Annotated in this window: 19 protein-coding genes and 5 tRNA genes; 11 read left to right on the top strand and 13 right to left on the bottom strand. The window is 33.4% G+C overall.

The annotated features are described in order from the left end of the window. Complete coding sequence (locus tag EG242_RS07425) at window positions 1-2,193, top strand: PepSY domain-containing protein (RefSeq protein WP_124899266.1); 2,193 nt, start codon at window positions 1-3, stop codon at window positions 2,191-2,193. Window positions 2,194-2,208: 15 nt separating this feature from the next. Continuing rightward, window positions 2,209-3,195, top strand: coding sequence for an FAD:protein FMN transferase (locus EG242_RS07420; RefSeq protein ID WP_235831887.1), 987 nt, complete (start codon window positions 2,209-2,211; stop codon window positions 3,193-3,195). A 458-nt stretch (window positions 3,196-3,653) separates the two neighbouring features. On the opposite strand, the gene gldC is transcribed toward EG242_RS07420, so the two are convergent. Next, window positions 3,654-3,989: a gliding motility protein GldC gene (gene gldC / locus EG242_RS07415; RefSeq protein WP_124899265.1), complete on the bottom strand. Its 336-nt coding sequence runs from the start codon at window positions 3,987-3,989 to the stop codon at window positions 3,654-3,656. Next, window positions 3,989-4,948, bottom strand: coding sequence for a gliding motility lipoprotein GldB (gene gldB, locus EG242_RS07410; protein ID WP_124899264.1), 960 nt, complete (start codon window positions 4,946-4,948; stop codon window positions 3,989-3,991). The genes gldC and gldB overlap by 1 nt, the downstream gene beginning before the upstream one ends. Before the next feature lie 60 nt (window positions 4,949-5,008). Between gldB and nadE the strand changes: the two genes are divergently transcribed. Then, window positions 5,009-5,815, top strand: coding sequence for an NAD(+) synthase (gene nadE / locus EG242_RS07405; RefSeq protein ID WP_124899263.1), 807 nt, complete (start codon window positions 5,009-5,011; stop codon window positions 5,813-5,815). A gap of 152 nt (window positions 5,816-5,967) precedes the next feature. On the opposite strand, the gene EG242_RS07400 is transcribed toward nadE, so the two are convergent. The 4 genes from EG242_RS07400 to dnaG all read right to left on the bottom strand — a co-directional run bounded on the left by EG242_RS07400 (window position 5,968) and on the right by dnaG (window position 9,895). After that, complete coding sequence (locus tag EG242_RS07400) at window positions 5,968-6,432, bottom strand: lipocalin-like domain-containing protein (RefSeq protein ID WP_124899262.1); 465 nt, start codon at window positions 6,430-6,432, stop codon at window positions 5,968-5,970. A 105-nt stretch (window positions 6,433-6,537) separates the two neighbouring features. Further along, complete coding sequence (locus EG242_RS07395) at window positions 6,538-6,960, bottom strand: hypothetical protein (protein ID WP_124899261.1); 423 nt, start codon at window positions 6,958-6,960, stop codon at window positions 6,538-6,540. Between the two features lie 203 nt (window positions 6,961-7,163). After that, window positions 7,164-7,757 (bottom strand): hypothetical protein, encoded by a 594-nt coding sequence (locus EG242_RS07390; protein WP_124899260.1) that lies wholly within the window; start codon window positions 7,755-7,757, stop codon window positions 7,164-7,166. Window positions 7,758-7,927: 170 nt separating this feature from the next. Beyond that, window positions 7,928-9,895 carry a DNA primase gene (gene dnaG / locus EG242_RS07385; RefSeq protein WP_124899259.1) on the bottom strand — a complete coding sequence of 656 codons (1,968 nt, stop codon included), beginning with the start codon at window positions 9,893-9,895 and terminating at the stop codon, window positions 7,928-7,930. A gap of 229 nt (window positions 9,896-10,124) precedes the next feature. Here dnaG and EG242_RS07380 point away from each other — a divergent pair, with 229 nt between their 5' ends. From EG242_RS07380 to EG242_RS07365, 4 genes are read left to right on the top strand one after another with little or no spacing between them, the layout of a single operon-like run. Beyond that, on the top strand, window positions 10,125-10,364 hold the full coding sequence (locus EG242_RS07380; protein WP_124899258.1) for a hypothetical protein: 240 nt from the start codon (window positions 10,125-10,127) through the stop codon (window positions 10,362-10,364). Between the two features lie 2 nt (window positions 10,365-10,366). Then, window positions 10,367-11,305: a T9SS type A sorting domain-containing protein gene (locus EG242_RS07375; protein ID WP_124899257.1), complete on the top strand. Its 939-nt coding sequence runs from the start codon at window positions 10,367-10,369 to the stop codon at window positions 11,303-11,305. After that, window positions 11,305-12,240 (top strand): T9SS type A sorting domain-containing protein, encoded by a 936-nt coding sequence (locus EG242_RS07370; protein ID WP_124899256.1) that lies wholly within the window; start codon window positions 11,305-11,307, stop codon window positions 12,238-12,240. The genes EG242_RS07375 and EG242_RS07370 overlap by 1 nt, the downstream gene beginning before the upstream one ends. Next, entirely contained in the window at window positions 12,240-13,172 is a 933-nt protein-coding gene (locus EG242_RS07365) for a T9SS type A sorting domain-containing protein (RefSeq protein WP_124899255.1), read from the top strand. The genes EG242_RS07370 and EG242_RS07365 overlap by 1 nt, the downstream gene beginning before the upstream one ends. A 37-nt stretch (window positions 13,173-13,209) precedes the next feature. Here the strand turns inward: EG242_RS07365 and EG242_RS07360 are convergent, their stop codons facing one another. After that, window positions 13,210-14,619, bottom strand: coding sequence for an MBL fold metallo-hydrolase (locus EG242_RS07360; protein WP_124899254.1), 1,410 nt, complete (start codon window positions 14,617-14,619; stop codon window positions 13,210-13,212). Between the two features lie 72 nt (window positions 14,620-14,691). Continuing rightward, window positions 14,692-15,492 carry a sulfite exporter TauE/SafE family protein gene (locus EG242_RS07355; RefSeq protein ID WP_124899253.1) on the bottom strand — a complete coding sequence of 267 codons (801 nt, stop codon included), beginning with the start codon at window positions 15,490-15,492 and terminating at the stop codon, window positions 14,692-14,694. 112 nt (window positions 15,493-15,604) lie between these two features. On the opposite strand from EG242_RS07355, the gene EG242_RS07350 reads away from it, so the two are divergent. Continuing rightward, window positions 15,605-18,031, top strand: coding sequence for a bifunctional UDP-N-acetylmuramoyl-tripeptide:D-alanyl-D-alanine ligase/alanine racemase (locus EG242_RS07350; protein ID WP_124899252.1), 2,427 nt, complete (start codon window positions 15,605-15,607; stop codon window positions 18,029-18,031). A 55-nt stretch (window positions 18,032-18,086) separates the two neighbouring features. Beyond that, complete coding sequence (mscL, locus tag EG242_RS07345) at window positions 18,087-18,473, top strand: large-conductance mechanosensitive channel protein MscL (RefSeq protein ID WP_124899251.1); 387 nt, start codon at window positions 18,087-18,089, stop codon at window positions 18,471-18,473. Between the two features lie 118 nt (window positions 18,474-18,591). Here the strand turns inward: mscL and EG242_RS07340 are convergent. The 5 genes from EG242_RS07340 to EG242_RS07320 all read right to left on the bottom strand — a co-directional run bounded on the left by EG242_RS07340 (window position 18,592) and on the right by EG242_RS07320 (window position 19,104). Further along, window positions 18,592-18,664, bottom strand: a tRNA-Gly gene (locus EG242_RS07340). A 37-nt stretch (window positions 18,665-18,701) separates the two neighbouring features. Continuing rightward, window positions 18,702-18,774 (bottom strand) — tRNA-Gly (locus EG242_RS07335). 37 nt (window positions 18,775-18,811) lie between these two features. After that, a tRNA-Gly gene (locus tag EG242_RS07330) sits at window positions 18,812-18,884 on the bottom strand. A gap of 37 nt (window positions 18,885-18,921) precedes the next feature. Continuing rightward, a tRNA-Gly gene (locus EG242_RS07325) sits at window positions 18,922-18,994 on the bottom strand. A 37-nt stretch (window positions 18,995-19,031) separates the two neighbouring features. Beyond that, window positions 19,032-19,104 (bottom strand) — tRNA-Gly (locus EG242_RS07320). A gap of 238 nt (window positions 19,105-19,342) precedes the next feature. Here EG242_RS07320 and EG242_RS07315 point away from each other — a divergent pair. Both EG242_RS07315 and EG242_RS07310 read left to right on the top strand, forming a co-directional pair. After that, entirely contained in the window at window positions 19,343-19,831 is a 489-nt protein-coding gene (locus EG242_RS07315; RefSeq protein WP_124899250.1) for a transcriptional regulator, read from the top strand. Next, window positions 19,815-20,966 carry an efflux RND transporter periplasmic adaptor subunit gene (locus EG242_RS07310; protein ID WP_124899249.1) on the top strand — a complete coding sequence of 384 codons (1,152 nt, stop codon included), beginning with the start codon at window positions 19,815-19,817 and terminating at the stop codon, window positions 20,964-20,966. Before EG242_RS07315 ends, EG242_RS07310 begins: the two co-directional genes overlap by 17 nt. The last annotated feature ends 9 nt before the right edge of the window (window positions 20,967-20,975 follow it).

The raw sequence follows: 20,975 nt of genomic DNA, 5'->3' as shown, positions 1-20,975 counted from the left end.
ATGGTTTCATCGGTTTGGCGTTTTGCGCATTTAACGTTGGCAATTCTTTCGTTTACATTCTTAATTATAGCTTCGGTTACCGGAGTTATTTTGGCGGTTGATGCCGTTAATGAGAAAATTCCTGCGTACAAAAATGCCAGTTTTAATGAGCTTTCATTAGCCCAAACTTTACCCAATTTGCGTGAGGTTTATCCTGAAATTCTCGAATTAAGTGTTGACCACAACCAGTTTGTGTCTATTGAAGGATTTGACGAAGAAGGAAACGATTTTAAATTTATTGCCGATCCTGTTTCGGGTAAAAAAAAGGCAGATCTTATTGTAAAAAGTGAGTTTATTCAATGGGTAACGGCATTACATAGATCACTTTTTCTGCACGAAACAGGTCGGTTTATTGTTGGTATTGTGTCTTTTTTATTAATGTTGATAACTGTTTCGGGAATCGCATTGGTCTTAAAACACCAGCAAGGATTTAAAAAGTTTTTCGGAAAGATAAACCGCGAATTTTTTGCACAATATTTTCACATTGCAACCGGTAGATTATTGCTCTTGCCTATTTTAATAATTGCTTTAACAGGAACATTTTTATTTTTGATTCGATTTGATGTAATTCAAAAAGAAGAATTTGTGTCAAACGAAATTCAAAATTCAGAAGCAAAAGAACTTCCTTTAAAAGATTTTCCAGTTTTTAAAGAAATCTATCTGAAAGATGTGGTAAAAATCGAATTTCCGTTTGCCGATGATCCTGAAGAATTCTTCAAAATAAAACTAAAAGACAAAGAACTGCTTGTAAACCAACTAACAGGACAAATTGTTAGCGAAACAAAATATCCAATTACAGCCGTTTTAGAAACTTTAAGTTTAGATCTGCATACCGGTAGAACCAACAGTGTTTGGGCAATTTTACTAGCAATAACATCGTTGAATATTCTGTTTTTTATTTATTCGGGTTTTGTAATTACGTTTAAACGCAAAGCCGTTAAAATATCGAACAAATTTAAATCACACGAAGCCGAATATATCATTTTGGTTGGATCTGAAAAAGGCAGTACCTTACATTTTGCCGATAAACTGTTAAAACAGCTTCTTGCAAACGGAAAAAAAGCGTACGTAACCAACTTAAATAATTATACGGTTTTTAAAAACGCTCAACAGTTTATTATATTCACATCAACTTACGGATCCGGTGAGGCACCTGCAAACGCCAATAAGTTTGAAAAGTTGTTTGCAAAAATCCAGCAGCCTAATAAAGTAACTTTCTCTGTGGTAGGTTTTGGATCTACACAATATAAAGATTTTTGTGTTTTTGCTTATAACGTTCATAAATTGTTTGTTGATACTTCTTGGGCGAATCCGTTGTTAAATGTTTATACGGTAAACGATAAATCTGCCAATGAATTTGTTTTGTGGGTGAACGATTGGTCAAAAGCCAGCGGAATATCATTATCAAACACTCCGGCGGTTTATCAGCAAAAAAAACCGAAGCTAAAAAGCTTTAAAGTAATTGAAAAAACAGCGGTTTCAAGTAATAATTCAACTTTTCAAATTACGTTAAAACCAAATAACCGAACTACTTTTCAATCGGGCGATTTATTGGCAATTTATCCTTTAAAAGATCAAACCGAACGTTTATATTCTGTTGCAAAAATAAAGAACAATATTCATTTAGTTGTTAAGCTGCACGAAAACGGATTGGGGTCGCAATTTTTATATAATTTATCTTTAAACGATACCTTACAAGCAGTTGTAATTAAAAACGAATCGTTTCATTTTCCAAAGAAAGCATCAAAAGTTATTATGATTGCCAACGGAACCGGTATTGCGCCGTTTTTAGGCTTGATTAAAGAAAATAAATCGAAAATTCCTGTGTATCTGTATGCTGGTTTTAGAAATCAAAATGATACTACAAACGCATATAAAATCTTTTTAGAAGAAGAAATCAAACAGAAAAAATTAACCGATTTTCACTTTGCTTTTTCACGTGAAAATCAGTCAGAATATGTCATGAACAGTATTGAACATAATGCTGATTTGTTTGCCGAAATACTTGAAAATAATGGAATAATCATGATTTGCGGATCGTTAAATATGCAGAAAGATGTAGAGCAAGTTTTAAACAGAATTTGTTTAGAAAAAAACAATATGTCTTTAGATTTTTATAAAGAAAACAACCAGATTAAAACCGACTGTTATTAAGATAAAAGACTTAAAATGAGACGATTTTCTTTTCTAATTGTACTGATTTTCTGTAATGCGAACGCTCAGATTGCTGTAAAACGAGATACTGTTTTAATGGGCAGTAAGTTTGATATTACGATTGTTGCCGATGATTCTATAGCTGCCGTAAAGAACATTAATTTGGTGATTGATGAAATTGTAAGGATTGAAGAATTGATCTCGGAATGGAAACCGTCGTCGCAAGTATCAGAAATCAATAGAAATGCGGGAATCAAGCCTGTAAAAGTTGACAAGGAACTTTTTGATCTTACCAAACGAGCATTGTTTTTTTCTGAAATAACCAACGGAGCTTTTGATATAAGCATTGCTGCAATGGATAAAATCTGGAGGTTTGACGATTCTATGCAAGAACTTCCTTCACAAGAAACCCTTTTAAAAGCAATTGAGAAAGTCGGTTACCAGAATATCGAACTCAACGAAATTGAAAGCAGTATTTTTCTAAAACTTCCCGGAATGAAAATTGGTTTTGGTGCCACCGGTAAAGGCTACGCTGCAGATAGGGGAAAGCATATCATGCAACAACTTCAAGTAAAATCTGGTATTGTAAATGCGTCGGGCGATATGGCAACTTGGGGCGTGCAACCTAATAATAAACCTTGGCGAATAGGTATTGCAAATCCTTTTAATCCTTATAAATCATTGCAAATTCTCGGCGTAAATAATGCTGCCATTACCACATCAGGCGATTATCAAAAATATGTGGAATTTAACGATAAACGTTATTCGCATATCATCAATCCAAAAACAGGCATGCCGGCATCGGGTTTAATTAGTGTTACGGTGATTGGAGAAAATGCAGAAACAGCCAATGGTTTAAGTACTTCGATTATGGTTCTTGGATACAAAAAAGGTTTGGAATTACTAAAGAACTATCCAAATTATGCCTGTTTGATTTTAACCGAAAAAGGCACGACTAAAAAATCTAAAAACTTCAATAAAATTTTAAAAACTTTAAAATAGGATTTTTCTAACTACTGATTGATAATCTACAAATTAGTCAAGCTGAACTGGTTGCTGAGCATTCGAAGTACAGCTTCTCATTCTATTAATGTAATATGAGATTACTTCGTCAGTTCGCAAGCTTGTGCCCGGATCAGATCCGGAATGATAAGTTTACTGATAAACCGTAAATATTAAAATCAGCATAAATAAAAGAAGTCCTAAACTAGCGTAATGTAATTTAGGAGTTCTTTGTTTTAAACGAAAAAGGAGTGCAATTATTAAAAAAGGCAGCGTGTATAAACTAATCATAAGCAAAAAAGAAGTCATATCAAAAATGACTCCTGTAAATGCATAGCGGTAAACGTTTGTGTTAAACGCAACCAGCCAGTAAATAGTTGTAAATAAGCTTATAATGAAAACAATCTGAGAAAGTTTCATTTTTGAAGCCAAGTTTTTCATAATTGCTTCTATAGATCTTACTTTTTATGCAATTCTAATTTTTCTGCGAAATACTCACAGAAATCGCGCATGGTATCGCTCATTTTTTTATCGTCGGTAGCACGTTCAAATGTATCGGCCATTGCCACTAAAGTTTGGTGGAAAAACACCTTCATTTCATCAACCGGCATTTCCTTTGTCCATAAATCAATTCGTAGTGTTTCCTGAACTTTACTGTCCCAAATTGATAAAAGCATTGCCTTTGCTTCTTGGTCTTCAATACCGCCATCGGCAGCAGTCCAACGAATATCATCGGGAACTTTATTCTCGTCAACTGTTACGTTTATTTTTATTGTAGATGTGTTGTTAGTCATTACTTTTTAGGTTTGTATTTAGATTGCTCAAAAATTGTTTTAGCATCTTTTAATGCTAATTCCTGCAAAGTTACATTATTATTCTTCATATACGAACGCACAATTTGCCAGCCAATGTAAACACCAACACTTCCTGGTGATTCTTGATCTAATTCTAAATAAAATTTAGAAAAAGGCGCACGTTGAATAAACCTTGCAACTAATTTTAGATCATTGTCATACAGATATTTACTTTCTACAAAATGCTTCCAAACTTGAGCTTCGTTGGTTTCAATCCATTTTAACTGCTCGTTGGTATAATTCATTTTTAACGCATCGCTAACTTCAGGCAGTAGCATTTCTTTCATATACATGATTTTGCCGGCATAAACCATTTGACTAATAAACATGCGGTCTTGCGGCGGAGCGATTTTTTGTGTAGAAAAATTTTCAGCTAAATCAACAACAATGCGGTTGGGTTCAAAATCACCTAAAATGTACGTGTCAAAATCTACATAAAACTTATGGTTTTTACCTAAATACGTATCCAATGAAATAATTGCAATAGAATCGGTATAAATGGCACGACTGTTAATATCAACATCAGACAATACGGTGATTACCCTGCCCGGATTTTCGTTTGGATAATAATATTTTATATGTTTAAACAACAACGTTAGTTCTTCTTTTAAAGTAGCTATATCTTTGAACTGTTTTTGTGTTTCGCTATACAATTCGTTGAATAAAGTGTCGTTTTTTTTATTGAACCAAACCGAATCGGGAACATTTTCGTTTAAAAGTAATGGATATTTTTGTTTTAACGTATTGAAATTTTCCGGAGATGTCTGCATGAATTCCTGATCAAAACGATCGATCTTTGCTTCAACAGGAATGTTTAAAATTTCACTGCTTATAGTAGCTTCCTTAGTACAAGCAATTAAAAATAGGGAACAAACAAGTAAATAAAACGTGTTTTTCATCGTAAAAAGCGATAGATTTTATAATTTTAAATCACAAATATAGTTAATCAAAAATTTGCAATGGAAGATAAAAAAATAAATTCAGAAAAAATAGTAAATCATATAGTTCACTGGCTAAAAACCTATGCCGAAAACGCAAAAGTAAAAGGTTTTGTGGTAGGAATTTCGGGCGGAATAGATTCGGCTTTGGTTTCTACTTTATGTGCTAAAACCGGTTTGCCTACGTTGTGTGTAGAAATGCCGATACATCAGGCAGCAAGTCAGGTTTCGCGTGGGCTGGAACACATTCAGTTTTTAAAAAACACTTACAAAAACGTAACAAATGCCATTGCCGATTTAACCGATGCGTTTGACTTAATGAGTGCTGCCTTGCCAAAAGTTGATGATTTGCCGGTTTTAAACTTAACGTTGGCAAATACACGGGCACGTTTACGCATGACCACTTTGTATTATTTTGCAGGAATCAACAATTTTTTGGTAGCCGGAACAGGAAATAAGGTGGAAGATTTTGGAGTTGGATTTTTTACGAAATACGGAGATGGCGGTGTTGATTTAAGCCCGATTGCCGATTTAATGAAGTCTGAAGTGCGAACGTTGGCAACTTATTTAGGAATTACCCAAAATATTATCAAGGCAAAACCTACTGATGGTTTGTTTGGTGATGATCGATCAGACGAAGATCAATTGGGTGCTAATTATGATGAGTTAGAGTTTGCTATGAAAGCTTTTGAAGCTGGTAAAAACGAAACTGATTTTAACGGTCGTGAATTAGAAGTTTTTAAAATTTACAAGCGTTTACATACGATCAATCAACATAAAATGAACCCGATTCCGGTTTGTGAAATTTCTGATGAGGTAAAGTTTTAGGGTTGATGTTTTTATAGCTCTGCCAAAGTTTAAAACTTTGGCAGAGTTGTTTTATAATTCTGGTTTACCGTTAAAGATCCAAAAATAGGGAAAACCCACAAAGTGCGTGACGGGCGCTTTGATGATGTTGCAAACTTTTAATTTTAAATTAATCATTTATTTTTAACCCATGTTGTAACAATTTTATCTTCCACATCACCATCTTCACCAATACCACCAACTTCAGAAATAAGTTCCAACTGCATATTATCGTCCGTTAAATTAACCACATTATATCTTCTTGTTAATTCACCTCCGTTTTGACCAGCAGTTTGATTGGAATATGAAAGCCTATTGTTAGTTAGATCGTAGACCCAATTTGAAGATGTGACAATATCACAAAGATCACCAGCATAACTAATAGTTGTCAAATGAACGCTTGACTTAAATTCATAGATTTCTTTTTTATCACATTCAGACAACACTATTTCAGAACCATTAATGCTTTTTTTATCTAAATTCCATTTTCCTAAAATCTTTGTTGTTGAAGTATCAATGTTTTCATCCTCCTTGTCACAAGCAGTTAAAAGTGTAACCGAAAATAAAAACAACATGTAGCTTACTGCGCGGATTCTCATAATTATATATTTTTATTATAGTTAGCAAAGATAAAAAATTTAAATTTTACTTATAAATCAAAAATATTGTAATTATTTCTCATTTTTGAAGGATAGTTTTTGTTTTTAAGGCAACACATGTGCGTTTTCGTAATCGTCTTGGGTGATTGTGTAAAGTAAAACACCATTTTTCTGTATTACATCTTTCTCTTTTATATTGAGAAGATCAGATCTGTTTTCTAACCAAAAATTATTATTATTAAGACTACTATAATAACCCCTACCGTTAGTAAATTTTAAAGTGATTGAATCAACCATATTAACAAAATTTGGATAAGTGAAACCAAAAGCTGAATCTCCTAAAGGTTTTGGAACTTTGATTGTTTCTATTTTACTAATTGAGTTAGCTTGAACTATTATTGTGTTTATCAATTCAGGACTTACTAGTGTATTTCCTAAATGATCTTTGGTTTTGTAACCTATTATAGTTAAAGACTCTTGAGAGGTGTTTTCTAAAGAAACGTTATAAATATATTGTTCCGTGTTCATTCTGTCATCAGGATCACATGAAGACACAAAAAACAATAAGCTTAAAATTGTAAAATACTTAAACATGGTAAATAATTGATTTATTGCAATATATTTATTTGTTATTTACTATCGAATTATTATGATTTTTATTGAATTAAGAAAACAGATCGTATTCATAAGTTTCTTAATGATGAAAATTAATGGAGGAAATTTTTGTAGAATTAATTTAGCTTCAAATAACCGCCAGATCTCATTTTCAGATGTACAATACCTTGTTGTGGTGAAAATACTATTGTTTCAAATTTACTGTCAGTGCTGGTACTGTTTGGACTTAATTTAAAGATAAATACACCAGTATATTCAAAACCGTCAATTGATATATTAGTCAAATCCTGCTCAGAAACTTGGACATCAAAGTTATCAAAAGTATATAAGTAAGATGGAACTTGTCCTTCAATATTGTTGTCGCGGATTTCAAAAGTGGTTTTATTATTATAAGTTTTTTCAATTTTAACGAATAAATTTATATTAAGATTATTAAAACTAAAATCAAAAAATTCTGATTCAATAATAGTCGAAACGCATCCTTCATCCTCATTTAAACTCTGTGTTAAAACTTCTTTTTTAGAAGCAGTAGCAACAATTATTTCACCATTTTCGTCCTTGTATTCTAACAATTTAGTTTCGTTATAAGGAATTATACTTTTCTCAAACGAATTAAGAGAATACCTTACAGTTTCTTGCTTGCAGCCACATCCTACAAAAAATAACATAACAAACATTGTTATTAGAAAAGTACAATTAATTTTTTTCATAAATTTTGTCTATATATTTTGCTGTAAATGAACGAAATAAATTGTTACACTTGTAAAAAAAATTATATAAAATAAAACTCTGTAAAAGTTTTAAACTTTGGCAGAGTTGATTTTAGTAAACTATTTGACGCGACTCTGAAACAAGTTCAGAGTGACATTGGAGGTTAAAACTAACTAAATCTCGACATTACCCTTCCTAATTCACTTGAAAAAGTATGTTTTAAATTGTTGTAATCAACAACATCTGTTAATAAATCTCGAGCTTTTTCAGGATTTTCCTGTATCTGCTTCTTTAAACCCTCAATCACTCCAAAAATTAAATAAGATCTAAGTGTTAAAATAGTTTCGGTAACATATTGCTGCACGCTAGAATCTTTGCTTCTAACAAAAATGTTTTGTTTTTCCCAATTATGCAGATTATGTTTTTCTTCATCCATAATAATCGATGTAATTTCATCTGCAAGCTCGGGTTTCACTTGTGTTAAATAATTTTCTAAATTCCAGGTTTCATTTACATGATAAAATGTAAGAATGTCTTTAAAAATCGATTGAAATTTAGCATTACTCATCTCAACTTCATCTTCTTGTAAACTAAGGAAAACCTTGTCAAACACTTTTCGTTTTACACGTTTTTTTTGTGTAACTACCTTATCATCTTCAACGGTAAGCTCATGTTCGTCAAAAAGTTCTTCGTAATTTCCGTAAATCAACAAAATTTCAATGATTTTTCGTTCTAAAAGATAAATAATGTCTACTTTTTCTTTATTTTCTTCGGGAGTTGATTTTACAACCTCCATTTTTTTATCCTGAACAAACTTTTTGTTGGCTTCTTGCAGTTCTTTTTTTCCGATTTGCGCCAACGTACTAAACAAAACATCTTCTGAAATATCCATGATCGATGCGCATTCCTGCACATAAACTTCGCGTTGAATGTAATCGGGCACTTTAGAAATAGAAACGACGATATCACGAATAACATCGGCTTTTTTAATAGGATCGTTTCCGGCATCCTTCATCAACAGATTCGCTTTAAATCGAATAAAATCGGTAGCGTTTTCTTTTAAATAATGTTGCAATTCATCAATCGGCGTTTTTCGGGCAAAACTGTCGGGATCATCGCCATCGGGAAATGTACAAACACGCACATTCATTCCGGCTTCCAAAATAAGATCAATACCACGTAACGATGCACGCATTCCGGCAGCATCACCATCAAACAAAACGGTAATATTTTTGGTTAATCTGTTAATCAAACGGATTTGATCGGGCGTTAAAGCCGTTCCCGATGAAGCCACCACGTTTTTAATTCCAGCCTGATACATTTGAATGACATCGGTGTATCCTTCCACCAAATAACAATTGTCTTTTGATGCGATTTCTTGTTTTGCATGGAAAATTCCGTACAAAACCTTGCTTTTATGGTAAATGTCGCTTTCGGGCGAATTCAAATATTTAGCCGCTTTTTTATCGTTGGTTAATATACGACCACCAAAACCCAACACGCGACCACTCATACTTTCGATAGGAAACATAACGCGCCCTTTAAAACGATCGAATTTTTTATCGTCTTTTACAATCGTGAGTCCGGTTTTTTCAAGGAATTCCAATTTATAACCTTTCGCCAAGGCTTCGTTTGTAAAAGCATCCCACTGATCGGGAGAATAACCCAGTTGAAACTTTTTAATAGTTTCTTCGGTAAAGCCACGTTCTTTAAAGTACGAATGACCAATTGCCAAGCCTTCATCGGTTTTTAGCAATACATCGTGAAAATATTTTTTAGCGAATTCTGAAACTACAAATAAGCTTTCACGTTCGTTTAAGGCTTGTTTTTCTAAATCGGTTTGTTCGGTTTCTTCAATTTCGATCTGATACTTATTGGCAAGGTAACGCAACGCTTCGGGATACGAAAAATGTTCGTGTTCCATAATAAAACTAATGGCATTACCGCCTTTGCCCGACGAGAAGTCTTTCCAGATTTGTTTGGCAGGCGAAACCATAAACGAAGGCGATTTTTCGTTCACAAACGGACTTAATCCTTTGTAATTACTGCCCGCTTTTTTAAGCTGCACAAAGTCGCCAATGATTTCTTCCACACGGGCCGCCTCAAAAATTGCGTCTATAGTTTCTTTTTTAATCATACTGCAAATATAAAGATTTGCGTAAAGATGAAAGAGAAAAGAATAAAGATGTTTTTTTTGTGTTTAAATTTGGTTTAATTTTTTTTTTTATTATTTTTAACAAAACTTTAAAAATTATTAATTATGAAAAAAATTAAGAAAAGCGCACATTTTTTTTTATTTGTCTTGTTAATTTGCTGGGGGGGGGTATTCACAGCAAAATTGGTGTGTGGTATATGATGATTTAACATTGACTGAACGGCAAAATCTTGGTATTAATGAGCAAGTCTTTCAAGGAAATAAATTAAATAATATATCTAATTCTTTAGGTGTTAAGTTCATTACGCCAATAGACTATCAGTTAACACAATTAAACTTAAACACCAATTCTATAAACTTAAATACGTCACAGTTTACCTCTGGATTGTACCGTGTAGTATTGGTATGCGATAATAACGTTATAGAAAGTCATAACCTGATAATACAATAGCAATGAAAAAGATAGTATTAACAATATTAACACTTGTGCCTTTTATAACAAAAGCACAGGTTACCCTTGTTCCTGATCAAAATTTTGAAAACTATTTAGTACATTGGGGATATGATAGCGACGGATTAATTAATGGGCAGATTTTAACCAGTGATGCTTTAACAGTTACTGAATTAGACTTTGTAAACAAGAGTCCTAATAATACTATGCCTATTTCTTTAACAGGGCTTAATGATTTTACAAATCTAGAAATATTTAAAGTTCGAAGTGATGCTACAACTATGAGTTTTAACAATTTAACTAAACTAAAAAAAATTTATTTAGATAATGCTGCTTTAAGTTCTTTTGATGCAACTTCATTTAGTTTTTTAGAAGAATTAGAACTTGAAAACACGAGTTTAGATGTTCCTCCTAGAGAAATACGCGAATTAGATTTTAGTAATAGCTCTAATTTTAATTACCTTTTTGTTCGTGAATTAAGAGATTTAGAACGAATTAGTTTACGAAATAACCAAGCTAGTTCTGTATCTATTATTCTATATGGCGGTTCAGATCAAAACATTTGTATTGAAGTTGATAATCCTTCAGACGCAACAAACAATTTACCACCATATAATAATTGGTCAATTACGTGGGATGGAGTGAATGACTATAATAATTACTATTTTAGTAATATTTGCGCTTTAAGTATTGAAAAATTTGTAACCGAAAACTTTAAAATTTATCCTAATCCAGCAACAGATTATGTTTCTGTAGAACAAAAAGAAACTAAAGGTGTAACCTTACAATCGGTACAAATTTTAGATAGTTCGGGTAAATGGATCAAATCAATTAAAGATAATTTTAATAAAATAGATGTTTCTAATTTAAGCAAAGGAATGTATTTGTTTGTAATACAAACCGATAAAGGAAATAAAACAGAAAAAATTATTGTTAAGTGATGAAAAAGCTAATTTTAATACTACTAACATTTATGCCTTTTTTAACCAAAGCACAAGTTACTTTAATCCCTGACCCTGTGCTTGAGCAGAGGTTGGTTAGTTTAGGTATAGATAGTGACGGAGTTGTTAATGGTCAAATTTTAACTGCTGATGCACAAAACACTACACAATTAAGTTTAGAAAGTGGACACGGTACTTTAACCGATTTTACTGGTTTAGAAGCTTTTATTAATTGTGAAGAAATAGAATCTTACTTTAACGATATTCAAACAATTAATCTTATTCCATTAACAAAACTAAAAAAGCTACACCTTACAAACAGCATGCTTCGATCAATTGATTTATCAGGTAATATCAACTTGGAGTCACTTTATATAGGGAATGGTCTTTATGTAAAATTTTGGAATCCTAACGACATAGAATTTCTAGACCTAAGTAATAATAATAATTTAAAGCATATAAATTTATATAGTTTATATGGATTGCGGCAAATAAATTTAAAGAATCACAATGCCCATTCTCTTAATATTACTTTAGGAAATGAACAAGATTTTTCTTACAATATATGTATTGAAGTAGATGATGCAGTTGCAGCAACTAATGGTACTGCACCTTATGATACATGGAATGTGATAGATACCCAAAATGGTAGTCACTTTTTTTCTGTGAATTGTGCCTTAAGCGTAGAAAAATTTGTAACCGAAAACTTTAAAATTTATCCTAATCCTGCAACAGAGTATGTTGCTATAGAACAAAAAGAAACTAAAGATGTAACCTTACAATCGGTACAAATTTTAGATAGTTCGGGTAAATGGATTAAATCTGTAAAAGATAATTTTAATAAAATAGATGTTTCTAATTTAAGCAAGGGAATGTATTTGTTTGTAATACAAACCGATAAAGGAAATAAAACAGAAAAAATTATTATTAAGTGATGAAAAAGCTAATTATAATACTACTAACACTTGTGCCTTTTTTAACCAAGGCACAAGTTACGTTGATACCTGATTCAACTTTTGAACAACTACTCATTAATTTGAATATTGACAGCGATGGCATACTAAACGGGCAAATGTTAACGAGCGATGCACAGAATATCACTCAATTAAATCTATATACAGGAGCAGGAAGTTTTCGGATACTAAATATGACTGGAATTGAAGCTTTTACAAATTTAGAGTTATTACTAGGAAGCTTTCATGAATTCAACAATATTAACTTATCAACGTTAACAAAATTAGATACTTTAATACTTCCCAGTAATTCTTTAAAGACTATTAATTTGTCAAATAATGTAAGTTTAGAATATTTACATATTGGAAATTATGAGTTAGAGTTTGCCCAATATAATTTAATTAGACAATTAGATTTAAGCAGTAATGTAGAACTTAGGCATCTCGATCTTTATAATTTATTTACTTTAGAGCGAATTAATTTGAAAAATAATAAAAGTAGTCAACTAAAAATAATTTTAGGTAATGAAAATGAAACATTTTACCCTTACAATGTTTGTATAGAAGTAGATGATCCTGTAGCAGCAACAAATGGAACTGCACCATACGATACTTGGACAGTATTAGGAAATCATTATTATGATCAAAACTGTGCCTTAAGTATTGAAAAATTTGTAAACGATAATTTTAAAATTTACCCTAACCCTGCAACAGAGTATGTTTCCATTGAACAAAAAGAAACTAAAGATGTAACCTTACAATCGGTACAAATTTTAGATAGTTCGGGTAAATGGATCAAATCGGTAAAAGATAACTTTAATCAGATAGATGTTTCTAATTTAAGCAAGGGAATGTATTTGTTTGTAATACAAACCGATAAAGGTAATAAAACAGAGAAAATTATTGTTAAGTAAAGTAAAAACGCCTCGAAAATTTCGAGGCGTTTTTGTTTTATTTAGTACTACAACTGCTTTCGCATTCTTGTGTTACAATAGGTAAGTTGGTTTCTTTAATTTTGCCGAAACCGCCAATTACATCAATCATATTATGGAAACCGCGTGCTTTTAAAATAGAAGCTGCGATCATAGAGCGGTAACCGCCTGCACAATGTAAGTAGGTTGTTTTCTGCGATGGAAAATCACTAACATGGTCGTTAATAAAATCTAATGGTAAATTAGGAACATTAGCAATATGTGCCGAACTATATTCACCTGGTTTGCGAACATCAATAACCGATTCTTCTCCATTATTCATCAATGTTTCCAGTTCATTAGCAGTAATTCTGCCGATAGAAGCGGTTTCTAAACCTGCATCAATCCAGGTTTGCATTCCGTCTGCCAAATATCCCAAGGTGTTATCATAACCAACACGAGCCAAACGCGTAATGGTTTCCTGTTCGCGACCTTCTGGAGTTACCAGAATAATCGGTTGGTTAATATCGGTAATCAACGATCCAACCCAAGGAGCAAATCCACCATCGATCCCAATAAAAATAGCTCCGGGAATATGAACCTTCCCAAAACTGTCGGCATCGCGAACATCTAAAATCAGGGCATCATCGGCAGCCTGTTTAAATTCGGCTGGAGTAAATGCTTTGTTTTTTTCTATAATGGTATCAATAGCTTCGTATCCGTTTTTGTTTAATCGAACATTTTCAGGGAAATAAATAGGTGGCGGTAATAAACCGTCGGTTACTTCTTTTACAAATTCTTCCACAGTCATATCGGCACGCAACGCATAATTGGTACGTTTTTGTTCACCTAAAGTTCCAACCGTTTCCTTGCTTAAATTTTTACCACAAGCCGATCCTGCGCCATGCGCCGGATATACAATCACCTCATCAGCCAAAGGCATAATCTTGGTACGTAAGCTGTGAAATAAGGTTGCGGCCAATTGTTCTTGCGTCATATCAGTTGCTTTCTGAGCCAAATCTGGTCTGCCCACATCGCCTAAAAACAGGGTGTCACCACTAAAAATAGCATGGTCTTTACCGTTTTCATCACGTAATAAATACGTGGTGCTTTCCATGGTGTGTCCCGGAGTGTGCAACGCAATAATTGTTAGCTTGCCAATTTTAAATACTTCGCCATCGGTTGCAATATGCGCTTTAAAAGTCGGTTCTGCTGTTGGTCCGTAAATAATCGGAGCGCCTGTTTTTTGTGAAAGCGTTACATGCCCACTTACAAAATCGGCATGAAAATGCGTTTCAAAAATATATTTTATGGTAGCATTACTTGCCTGAGCTTTATCAATATATTGTTGAACTTCTCTTAAAGGGTCAATAATAGCTACTTCCCCTTCACTTTCAATATAATATGCGCCTTGAGCCAAACAGCCTGTATAAATTTGTTCTATCTTCATGGTTAAAACTTCTTTTCTAATACAAAAGTACTAATTAATAATCTTATAAAAATGTAACATCAGTTACAAGGGCTAAAACAGTTCTTTAAACATAATATACAATGACATTACTAGAATAAACCAGCCAAAAATCTTGCGTAAATTTCCGTCGATAATTCGTTTTGATAATCGGTTTCCTATAAATAATCCGCCAATTGATACTGCCGAAAAAGATAAAACCAATGTCCAGTCAATGGTATGCTGACTTAAATCGCCCGTAAAACCTATCAAACATTGAATAGCAATTATGGTTAACGACGTACCTATTGCTTGTTTCATGGGTAAATTGGCAAAAAATACCAAAACCGGGATAATTAAAAAACCGCCGCCAGCACCTACCAATCCAGAAACGGTTCCAATAAGTAATCCTTGCGTGATTAAAGGTGTTGCCGATGTAACGATTTGATTAGATGCCAAGTTTTTTTGTCTGGGTTTTTTAATCATTTTAGAAGATGCAGCAAACATTACGATTGAAAACACAATCATGATCAATTTCGATTTTGAAATACTTACATTGTTGCTCAACGTAATGGCATCTGGTAATAAAGGTAATAATTGTGACCGCGTGAAAAACACCGCCAATAAAGACGGAATTCCAAAAAGAAGTACAATTTTAAAATTTACATTTTTATCAAACGTGTTGCGAATACTGCCTACAGCCGAGGTGCTACCTACTATAAAAAGCGAATAAGCCGTAGCAATTAAAGGATCAATACCTACAACATACACCAAAATAGGTACCGTTAAGATTGATCCGCCACTGCCAACCAACCCCAATGTTACCCCGATGAATAGGGCAAGTATTAACCCGATATAAAAATGTATGTCGTGCATAAATTATTTAAGACCCTGCAAATTACGATAATATCATTGCTTAACAAAGCTAAATTTTCAGTGATTTTTCATAAAATATCTTGTTACCTTTGGGTATATTTTTTTGCCGATTATGAAAATTGCAACAAGTACATTAAGCGAAGTTTTACAGACTTTTGCTCCCGTAACGAAAAAGGAACTGAATGTTTTAGATATTTCGATAGATTCTCGTTCATTACGAAATACCGAAAACACGCTGTTTTTTACTTTAAAAGGGAACAATCACAATGCACATGATTTTTTAAACGATTTATATGCAAAAGGCGTGCGTTATTTTGTGGTTTCGCAAGATGTTTCTTTACCTGCCGATGCCATTGTTTTTAAGGTTGATGATACGTTGCGGGCTTTGCAGCGTTTTGTGGCTTTTTACAGAAAAAAATATACGTTTCCGGTTGTTGGAATCACTGGCAGTAACGGAAAAACCATTGTAAAAGAGTGGTTAAACCAGTTGCTTTTGCCTTTTTACAACATTATTAAAAGTCCAAAAAGTTACAATTCACAGGTTGGTGTGCCACTTTCGGTTATTGCGATAAATGACGAACATAATTTGGGGATTTTTGAAGCAGGAATTTCCAAACCCAAAGAAATGGATTTTCTGGAAGAAATAATTCAGCCAACCATTGGGATTTTAACTAACATTGGTCCGGCACATAACGAAGGATTTTCTACCAAAGAAGAAAAATTACAAGAAAAGATAAAGCTTTTTAAAAATGCCGATGTTTTAATTAGCGAAAAAACCGATTTAATTGCAGCAAGCAAGTCCGAAAAAGCACAATGGTTCACTTGGAGTTTTACCGAAGCTGCCAATGTTCAGTTTAAAAAGATTGATACTGTTTTAAAGGTGAATTTTGAAAAAACCGAATTTTCTGTCGATCTGCCTTTTACCGATTTAGCTTCGGTAGAAAACATTGCAACTTGTATTACCGCGTTGTTGTTTTTAAAAATAGATACCAATTATATAATAGAGGCAATTCCGCAACTGCAAACCGTACAAATGCGTTTACAGGTTAAAAAAGGAATGAACGATTGTTTGTTGATTGACGATAGTTACAGCAGCGATTATCAGTCGTTAAAAATTGCCCTAGATTTTCTGGAGCAACAAAAAACACATCAGCAGAAAACCGTTATTTTATCAGACATTTTTCAAAGCGGATTTACACCTGATGTTTTGTATCAAAAAGTAGCGCAACTTTTAAATCAGAATCATGTAACGCGCGTAATTGGTATCGGCAATAAAATAGGAACGCATCTAACAAATGTTCCGCAGTTTCAAAGTTATCCGGATACCGAAACTTTTTTGAACGATTTTAATTTAAGATCTTTCCGCAATGAAACCATTTTAATTAAAGGATCACGCAGTTTTCAATTTGAAAAAATCGTTGCCGAATTAGAAGAAAAAACGCACGAAACGGTTCTGGAAATTAATTTAGATGCAATCAGTCATAATCTCAATTTCTATAAATCGAAACTAAAATCAACCACCAAAGTTATGGTTATGGTTAAGGCTTTTGGTTACGGCAACGGCAGTTACGAAATTGCAAAATTGCTGGCGCATCATCAGGTATCGTATTTAGGTGTCGCGTTTGCAGATGAAGGTGTTGAGTTAAGAAAAGCAGGGATTAAAATTCCTATTGTGGTAATGAATCCCGAAAATTCGGCGTTTTCTACCATGATTGCCTATAATTTAGAACCCGAAATTTATAATATCGAAGAATTAAATACTTTTTTGCAGATCGCAGAAAATCAGAATTTATACAATTATCCTATCCATTTAAAACTGAACACAGGTATGAACCGTTTAGGTTTTGTAGAAAAAGATTTCGATGGTTTGATTGATCTTTTAAAACAAACAAATCTGGTGGAAGTTGCAAGTATATTTTCGCATTTGGCAACAAGTGATATGCCTGAAGAACGAGATTTTACTTTGCAGCAGATTCAAACATTTCAAAAATGGTCGGCTTATATAAAAAAACAGTTAAACATTAATCCGGTTTTGCATATTTTAAACACCTCGGGTATTTATAATTTTGGCGAATATCAAATGGATATGGTTCGCGTGGGAATTGGTTTGTATGGTGTTGGGAACGATACCAACGAAGATGCGCAACTACAGAATGTAGCCACATTAAAAACAGTTGTTCTACAGATTAACGATGTTGAAAAAGATACAACGGTTGGTTATGCACGCAGATTTAAAGCTGAAAAAAAGAGCAGAATTGCAACGATTGCCATTGGTTATGCCGATGGTATCCGTAGAAGTTATAGCAACGGAAAAGGCTATGTTTTAGTAAACAACCAAAAAGCGTTTATTGCCGGAACAATTTGTATGGATATGTTAATGATTGATGTTACAGATATGGATGTGAAGATTGGTGATGAGGTAATTGTTTTTGGAAACGATTTGCGAATTACCCAAATTGCAAAGATCTGGGAAACCATTCCTTATGAAGTTATGACGTCGATTTCGCAACGTGTTAAACGAATTTTTTATAAAGAGTAAATTATATTAACATAAAATTGTATTTTCGTATCAAGTAAAATAAAACAAAATTGTTATGGGATTTTTTAAAGAATTTAAAGAGTTTGCTGTAAAAGGCAACGTAATCGACCTTGCTGTGGGGGTTGTAATTGGTGGTGCATTTGGTAAAATTGTAACATCGTTAGTAGAAGATATTATTACACCTGCAATTTTAACGCCGGCATTAGAAGCTGCAAATCTTCAAAATTTATCAGAATTAGTAATTCCGGGTACGGCAATAAAGTATGGTAATTTTGTGTCAGCAGCTATATCTTTTGCTATCGTTGCATTTGCCTTATTCGTAATGATTAAAGGAATTAATAAATTGAAAAAAGCCGAAGAGCCTGCACCAGAAGCACCAGCAGGTCCAACACAAGAACAACTGCTTGCAGAAATTCGTGATTTGTTGAAAAAACAACAATAAATCAACCTTTTTTAAATACAATACCCTTTCAGATTTATTTTGAAAGGGTATTTTTATACAGAAAAACTCATCAATAAAAAAAATCCTTACCGTAACCGATAAGGATTTTGCTCTTTTGAGCGGAAGACGAGGGTCGAACTCGCGACATTCAGCTTGGAAGGCTGACGCTCTACCAACTGAGCTACTTCCGCATTTTACGATTTTTAAATCTTCGTTTGATTTTTCAAGAGCGAAAGACGAGGGTCGAACTCGCGACATTCAGCTTGGAAGGCTGACGCTCTACCAACTGAGCTACTTTCGCATTCTACGATTTTTAAATCTTCGTTTGATTTTTCAAGAGCGAAAGACGAGGGTCGAACTCGCGACATTCAGCTTGGAAGGCTGACGCTCTACCAACTGAGCTACTTTCGCATTCTACGATTTTTAAATCTTCGTTTGATTTTTCAAGAGCGAAAGACGAGGGTCGAACTCGCGACATTCAGCTTGGAAGGCTGACGCTCTACCAACTGAGCTACTTTCGCATTCTACGATTTTTAAATCTTCGTTTGATTTTTCAAGAGCGAAAGACGAGGGTCGAACTCGCGACATTCAGCTTGGAAGGCTGACGCTCTACCAACTGAGCTACTTTCGCATATACGTTTTTTAAATCTTCGTTTGATTTTGGTTTTGCAAATATAGCCATAAAAAAATAGTACATGCAAATTTTTTTTAATGTTTTTTATCGAATGAATGATGATTTAGTCATAATGCTAAAACAATCAAATAATTAAGTGTTTACTATAACTTCTTAATTTAGATTTAATAAAAAATTAACAAGTTTTAGTTCGGTGATTGCCGAACTAACGGTAATTTTGTGGAAAATATCATATATGCAAACAATTTTAGAATTGGATTTATTTAAAGAAACAGCCACTCACTACGAGCTTTTCTATAAATTACCGCCTTTAACAGCGCGCATATACGCTTTATTGGTCTTTAATAATTGCCAGGATGGATTGACGTTTGAAGAGCTATTAGAAACATTTCAATCAAGTAAAAGTTCCATATCTAATAGTATCAATACCTTGATTGAGCTCAATTTTATTGAACAGTTTAAAAAAGGTAGCGAACGGAAACGGCATTTCAGAATTAATAAAAACTTATTCTTAATGCGTCTTGAAATGGTTTCCAAACGACTAAAAAGCGAAAAAGAGATCAATAATAAACTAAGAGAATATCGAAAATCTAATTGCAATGAATTATTTAAACAAGAAGCGTTCGATATTTATAATTTCCATTTAGAAGAAGTCACTCAATCAATAGATAAAACAATACAAAACTTAAAACTCCATATCAAATCAAATGAAAAATACGATTAAAACGCTCTTAATGACCGCTTTTGTGGCATCGCTTACCGGATGTGCAAAAAAACAAGAAGCACCTCAGGCTGCAATTCCTGCTTTAAACGTTGTTTCAGCAACAACTAAAGATGTTGTAGGATATACCACTTTTCCTGCTTCTATTCAAGGAAAAATTAACAACGATGTACGCGCTAAAATTCAAGGCTACATACAAGAGGTGTATGTGCACGAGGGGCAGGTAGTTACCAAAGGGCAGCCGTTATTTAAATTAGAAGCGAATACATTGGCAGAAACTGCAAATGCTGCTCGTTCGGGAATTTCGGTGGCGCAAGCGAATGTAAGCGTAGCTCAGGTCGAAGTTGATAAATTAATTCCTTTAGTTGAAAAGGGGATTATTGGAAGTATACAGTTAGAAACAGCAAAGGCAAATTTAGCATCGGCAAAAAGTGGTTTGGCGCAAGCAAAGGCAAATTATGGTTCGGCAAGTGCTAATGTAGACTATTCGGTGGTACGTGCGCCTATCAGTGGAATTGTAGGACAATTGCCATTGAAAAAAGGAAGTTTAGTAGGGCCGTCAGATCCTACACCTTTAACTACTATTGCTGACATCAGCTCGGTATATGCTTATTTTTCAATGAATGAAAAAGAATATTTTAAATTTTTAAGTGGAGCTGAAGGAAAAACACCAACAGAAAAAATTAAAAACCTTCCTGAAGTAGAATTGCAATTAGCTGATGGAAATATTTATACCGAAAAAGGAAAAATTGAAACGGTATCGGGTCAAATTGATGCCGCAACAGGAACCGTACAATTCCGCGTGGCTTTTCCAAATTCAAATAAAATGTTGAGCAATGGAAACAGCGGAACGATTCGTTTTCCTAAAGAATACGATCAGGTATTAGTTGTTCCAGAAGTAGCTTCGTATGAACAACAAGGTAAAATAAACGTATATAAGGTGGTTAATGATACAGCGGTAACTACAGTTGTTGATGTAATTGATCGTGTAGATAATATGATTATTGTAAATAATGGTATCAAAGAAGGCGATGTGGTTATTGTAAGTGGTATTGGTTCGTTACGAAACAAGGCAGCAATTAAGCCAGTTCCATCTAATTTCGATTCTATTGTTAACGCTGTTAAACCGGTTTTTTAAGTTAAGATA

Source organism: Paenimyroides viscosum, assembly GCF_003858535.1.
GTDB lineage: Bacteria > Bacteroidota > Bacteroidia > Flavobacteriales > Flavobacteriaceae > Flavobacterium > Flavobacterium viscosum.
Note: the sequence above shows the minus strand (reverse complement) of the source record. Positions and strands in the feature narration are given on the sequence as shown.

Coding starts and splice junctions, on each gene's coding strand:
- EG242_RS07390 (WP_124899260.1), bottom strand. CDS start 7,757: ATGAAAAAAATTAATTGTACTTTTCTAATAACAATGTTTGTTATGTTA.
- nadE (WP_124899263.1), top strand. CDS start 5,009: ATGGAAGATAAAAAAATAAATTCAGAAAAAATAGTAAATCATATAGTT.
- EG242_RS07375 (WP_124899257.1), top strand. CDS start 10,367: ATGAAAAAGATAGTATTAACAATATTAACACTTGTGCCTTTTATAACA.
- EG242_RS07400 (WP_124899262.1), bottom strand. CDS start 6,432: ATGAGAATCCGCGCAGTAAGCTACATGTTGTTTTTATTTTCGGTTACA.
- gldC (WP_124899265.1), bottom strand. CDS start 3,989: ATGACTAACAACACATCTACAATAAAAATAAACGTAACAGTTGACGAG.
- EG242_RS07395 (WP_124899261.1), bottom strand. CDS start 6,960: ATGAACACGGAACAATATATTTATAACGTTTCTTTAGAAAACACCTCT.
- EG242_RS07310 (WP_124899249.1), top strand. CDS start 19,815: ATGAAAAATACGATTAAAACGCTCTTAATGACCGCTTTTGTGGCATCG.
- EG242_RS07425 (WP_124899266.1), top strand. CDS start 1: ATGGTTTCATCGGTTTGGCGTTTTGCGCATTTAACGTTGGCAATTCTT.
- EG242_RS07370 (WP_124899256.1), top strand. CDS start 11,305: ATGAAAAAGCTAATTTTAATACTACTAACATTTATGCCTTTTTTAACC.
- gldB (WP_124899264.1), bottom strand. CDS start 4,948: ATGAAAAACACGTTTTATTTACTTGTTTGTTCCCTATTTTTAATTGCT.
- EG242_RS07315 (WP_124899250.1), top strand. CDS start 19,343: ATGCAAACAATTTTAGAATTGGATTTATTTAAAGAAACAGCCACTCAC.
- EG242_RS07360 (WP_124899254.1), bottom strand. CDS start 14,619: ATGAAGATAGAACAAATTTATACAGGCTGTTTGGCTCAAGGCGCATAT.
- dnaG (WP_124899259.1), bottom strand. CDS start 9,895: ATGATTAAAAAAGAAACTATAGACGCAATTTTTGAGGCGGCCCGTGTG.
- EG242_RS07365 (WP_124899255.1), top strand. CDS start 12,240: ATGAAAAAGCTAATTATAATACTACTAACACTTGTGCCTTTTTTAACC.
- EG242_RS07350 (WP_124899252.1), top strand. CDS start 15,605: ATGAAAATTGCAACAAGTACATTAAGCGAAGTTTTACAGACTTTTGCT.
- EG242_RS07420 (WP_235831887.1), top strand. CDS start 2,209: ATGAGACGATTTTCTTTTCTAATTGTACTGATTTTCTGTAATGCGAAC.
- mscL (WP_124899251.1), top strand. CDS start 18,087: ATGGGATTTTTTAAAGAATTTAAAGAGTTTGCTGTAAAAGGCAACGTA.
- EG242_RS07355 (WP_124899253.1), bottom strand. CDS start 15,492: ATGCACGACATACATTTTTATATCGGGTTAATACTTGCCCTATTCATC.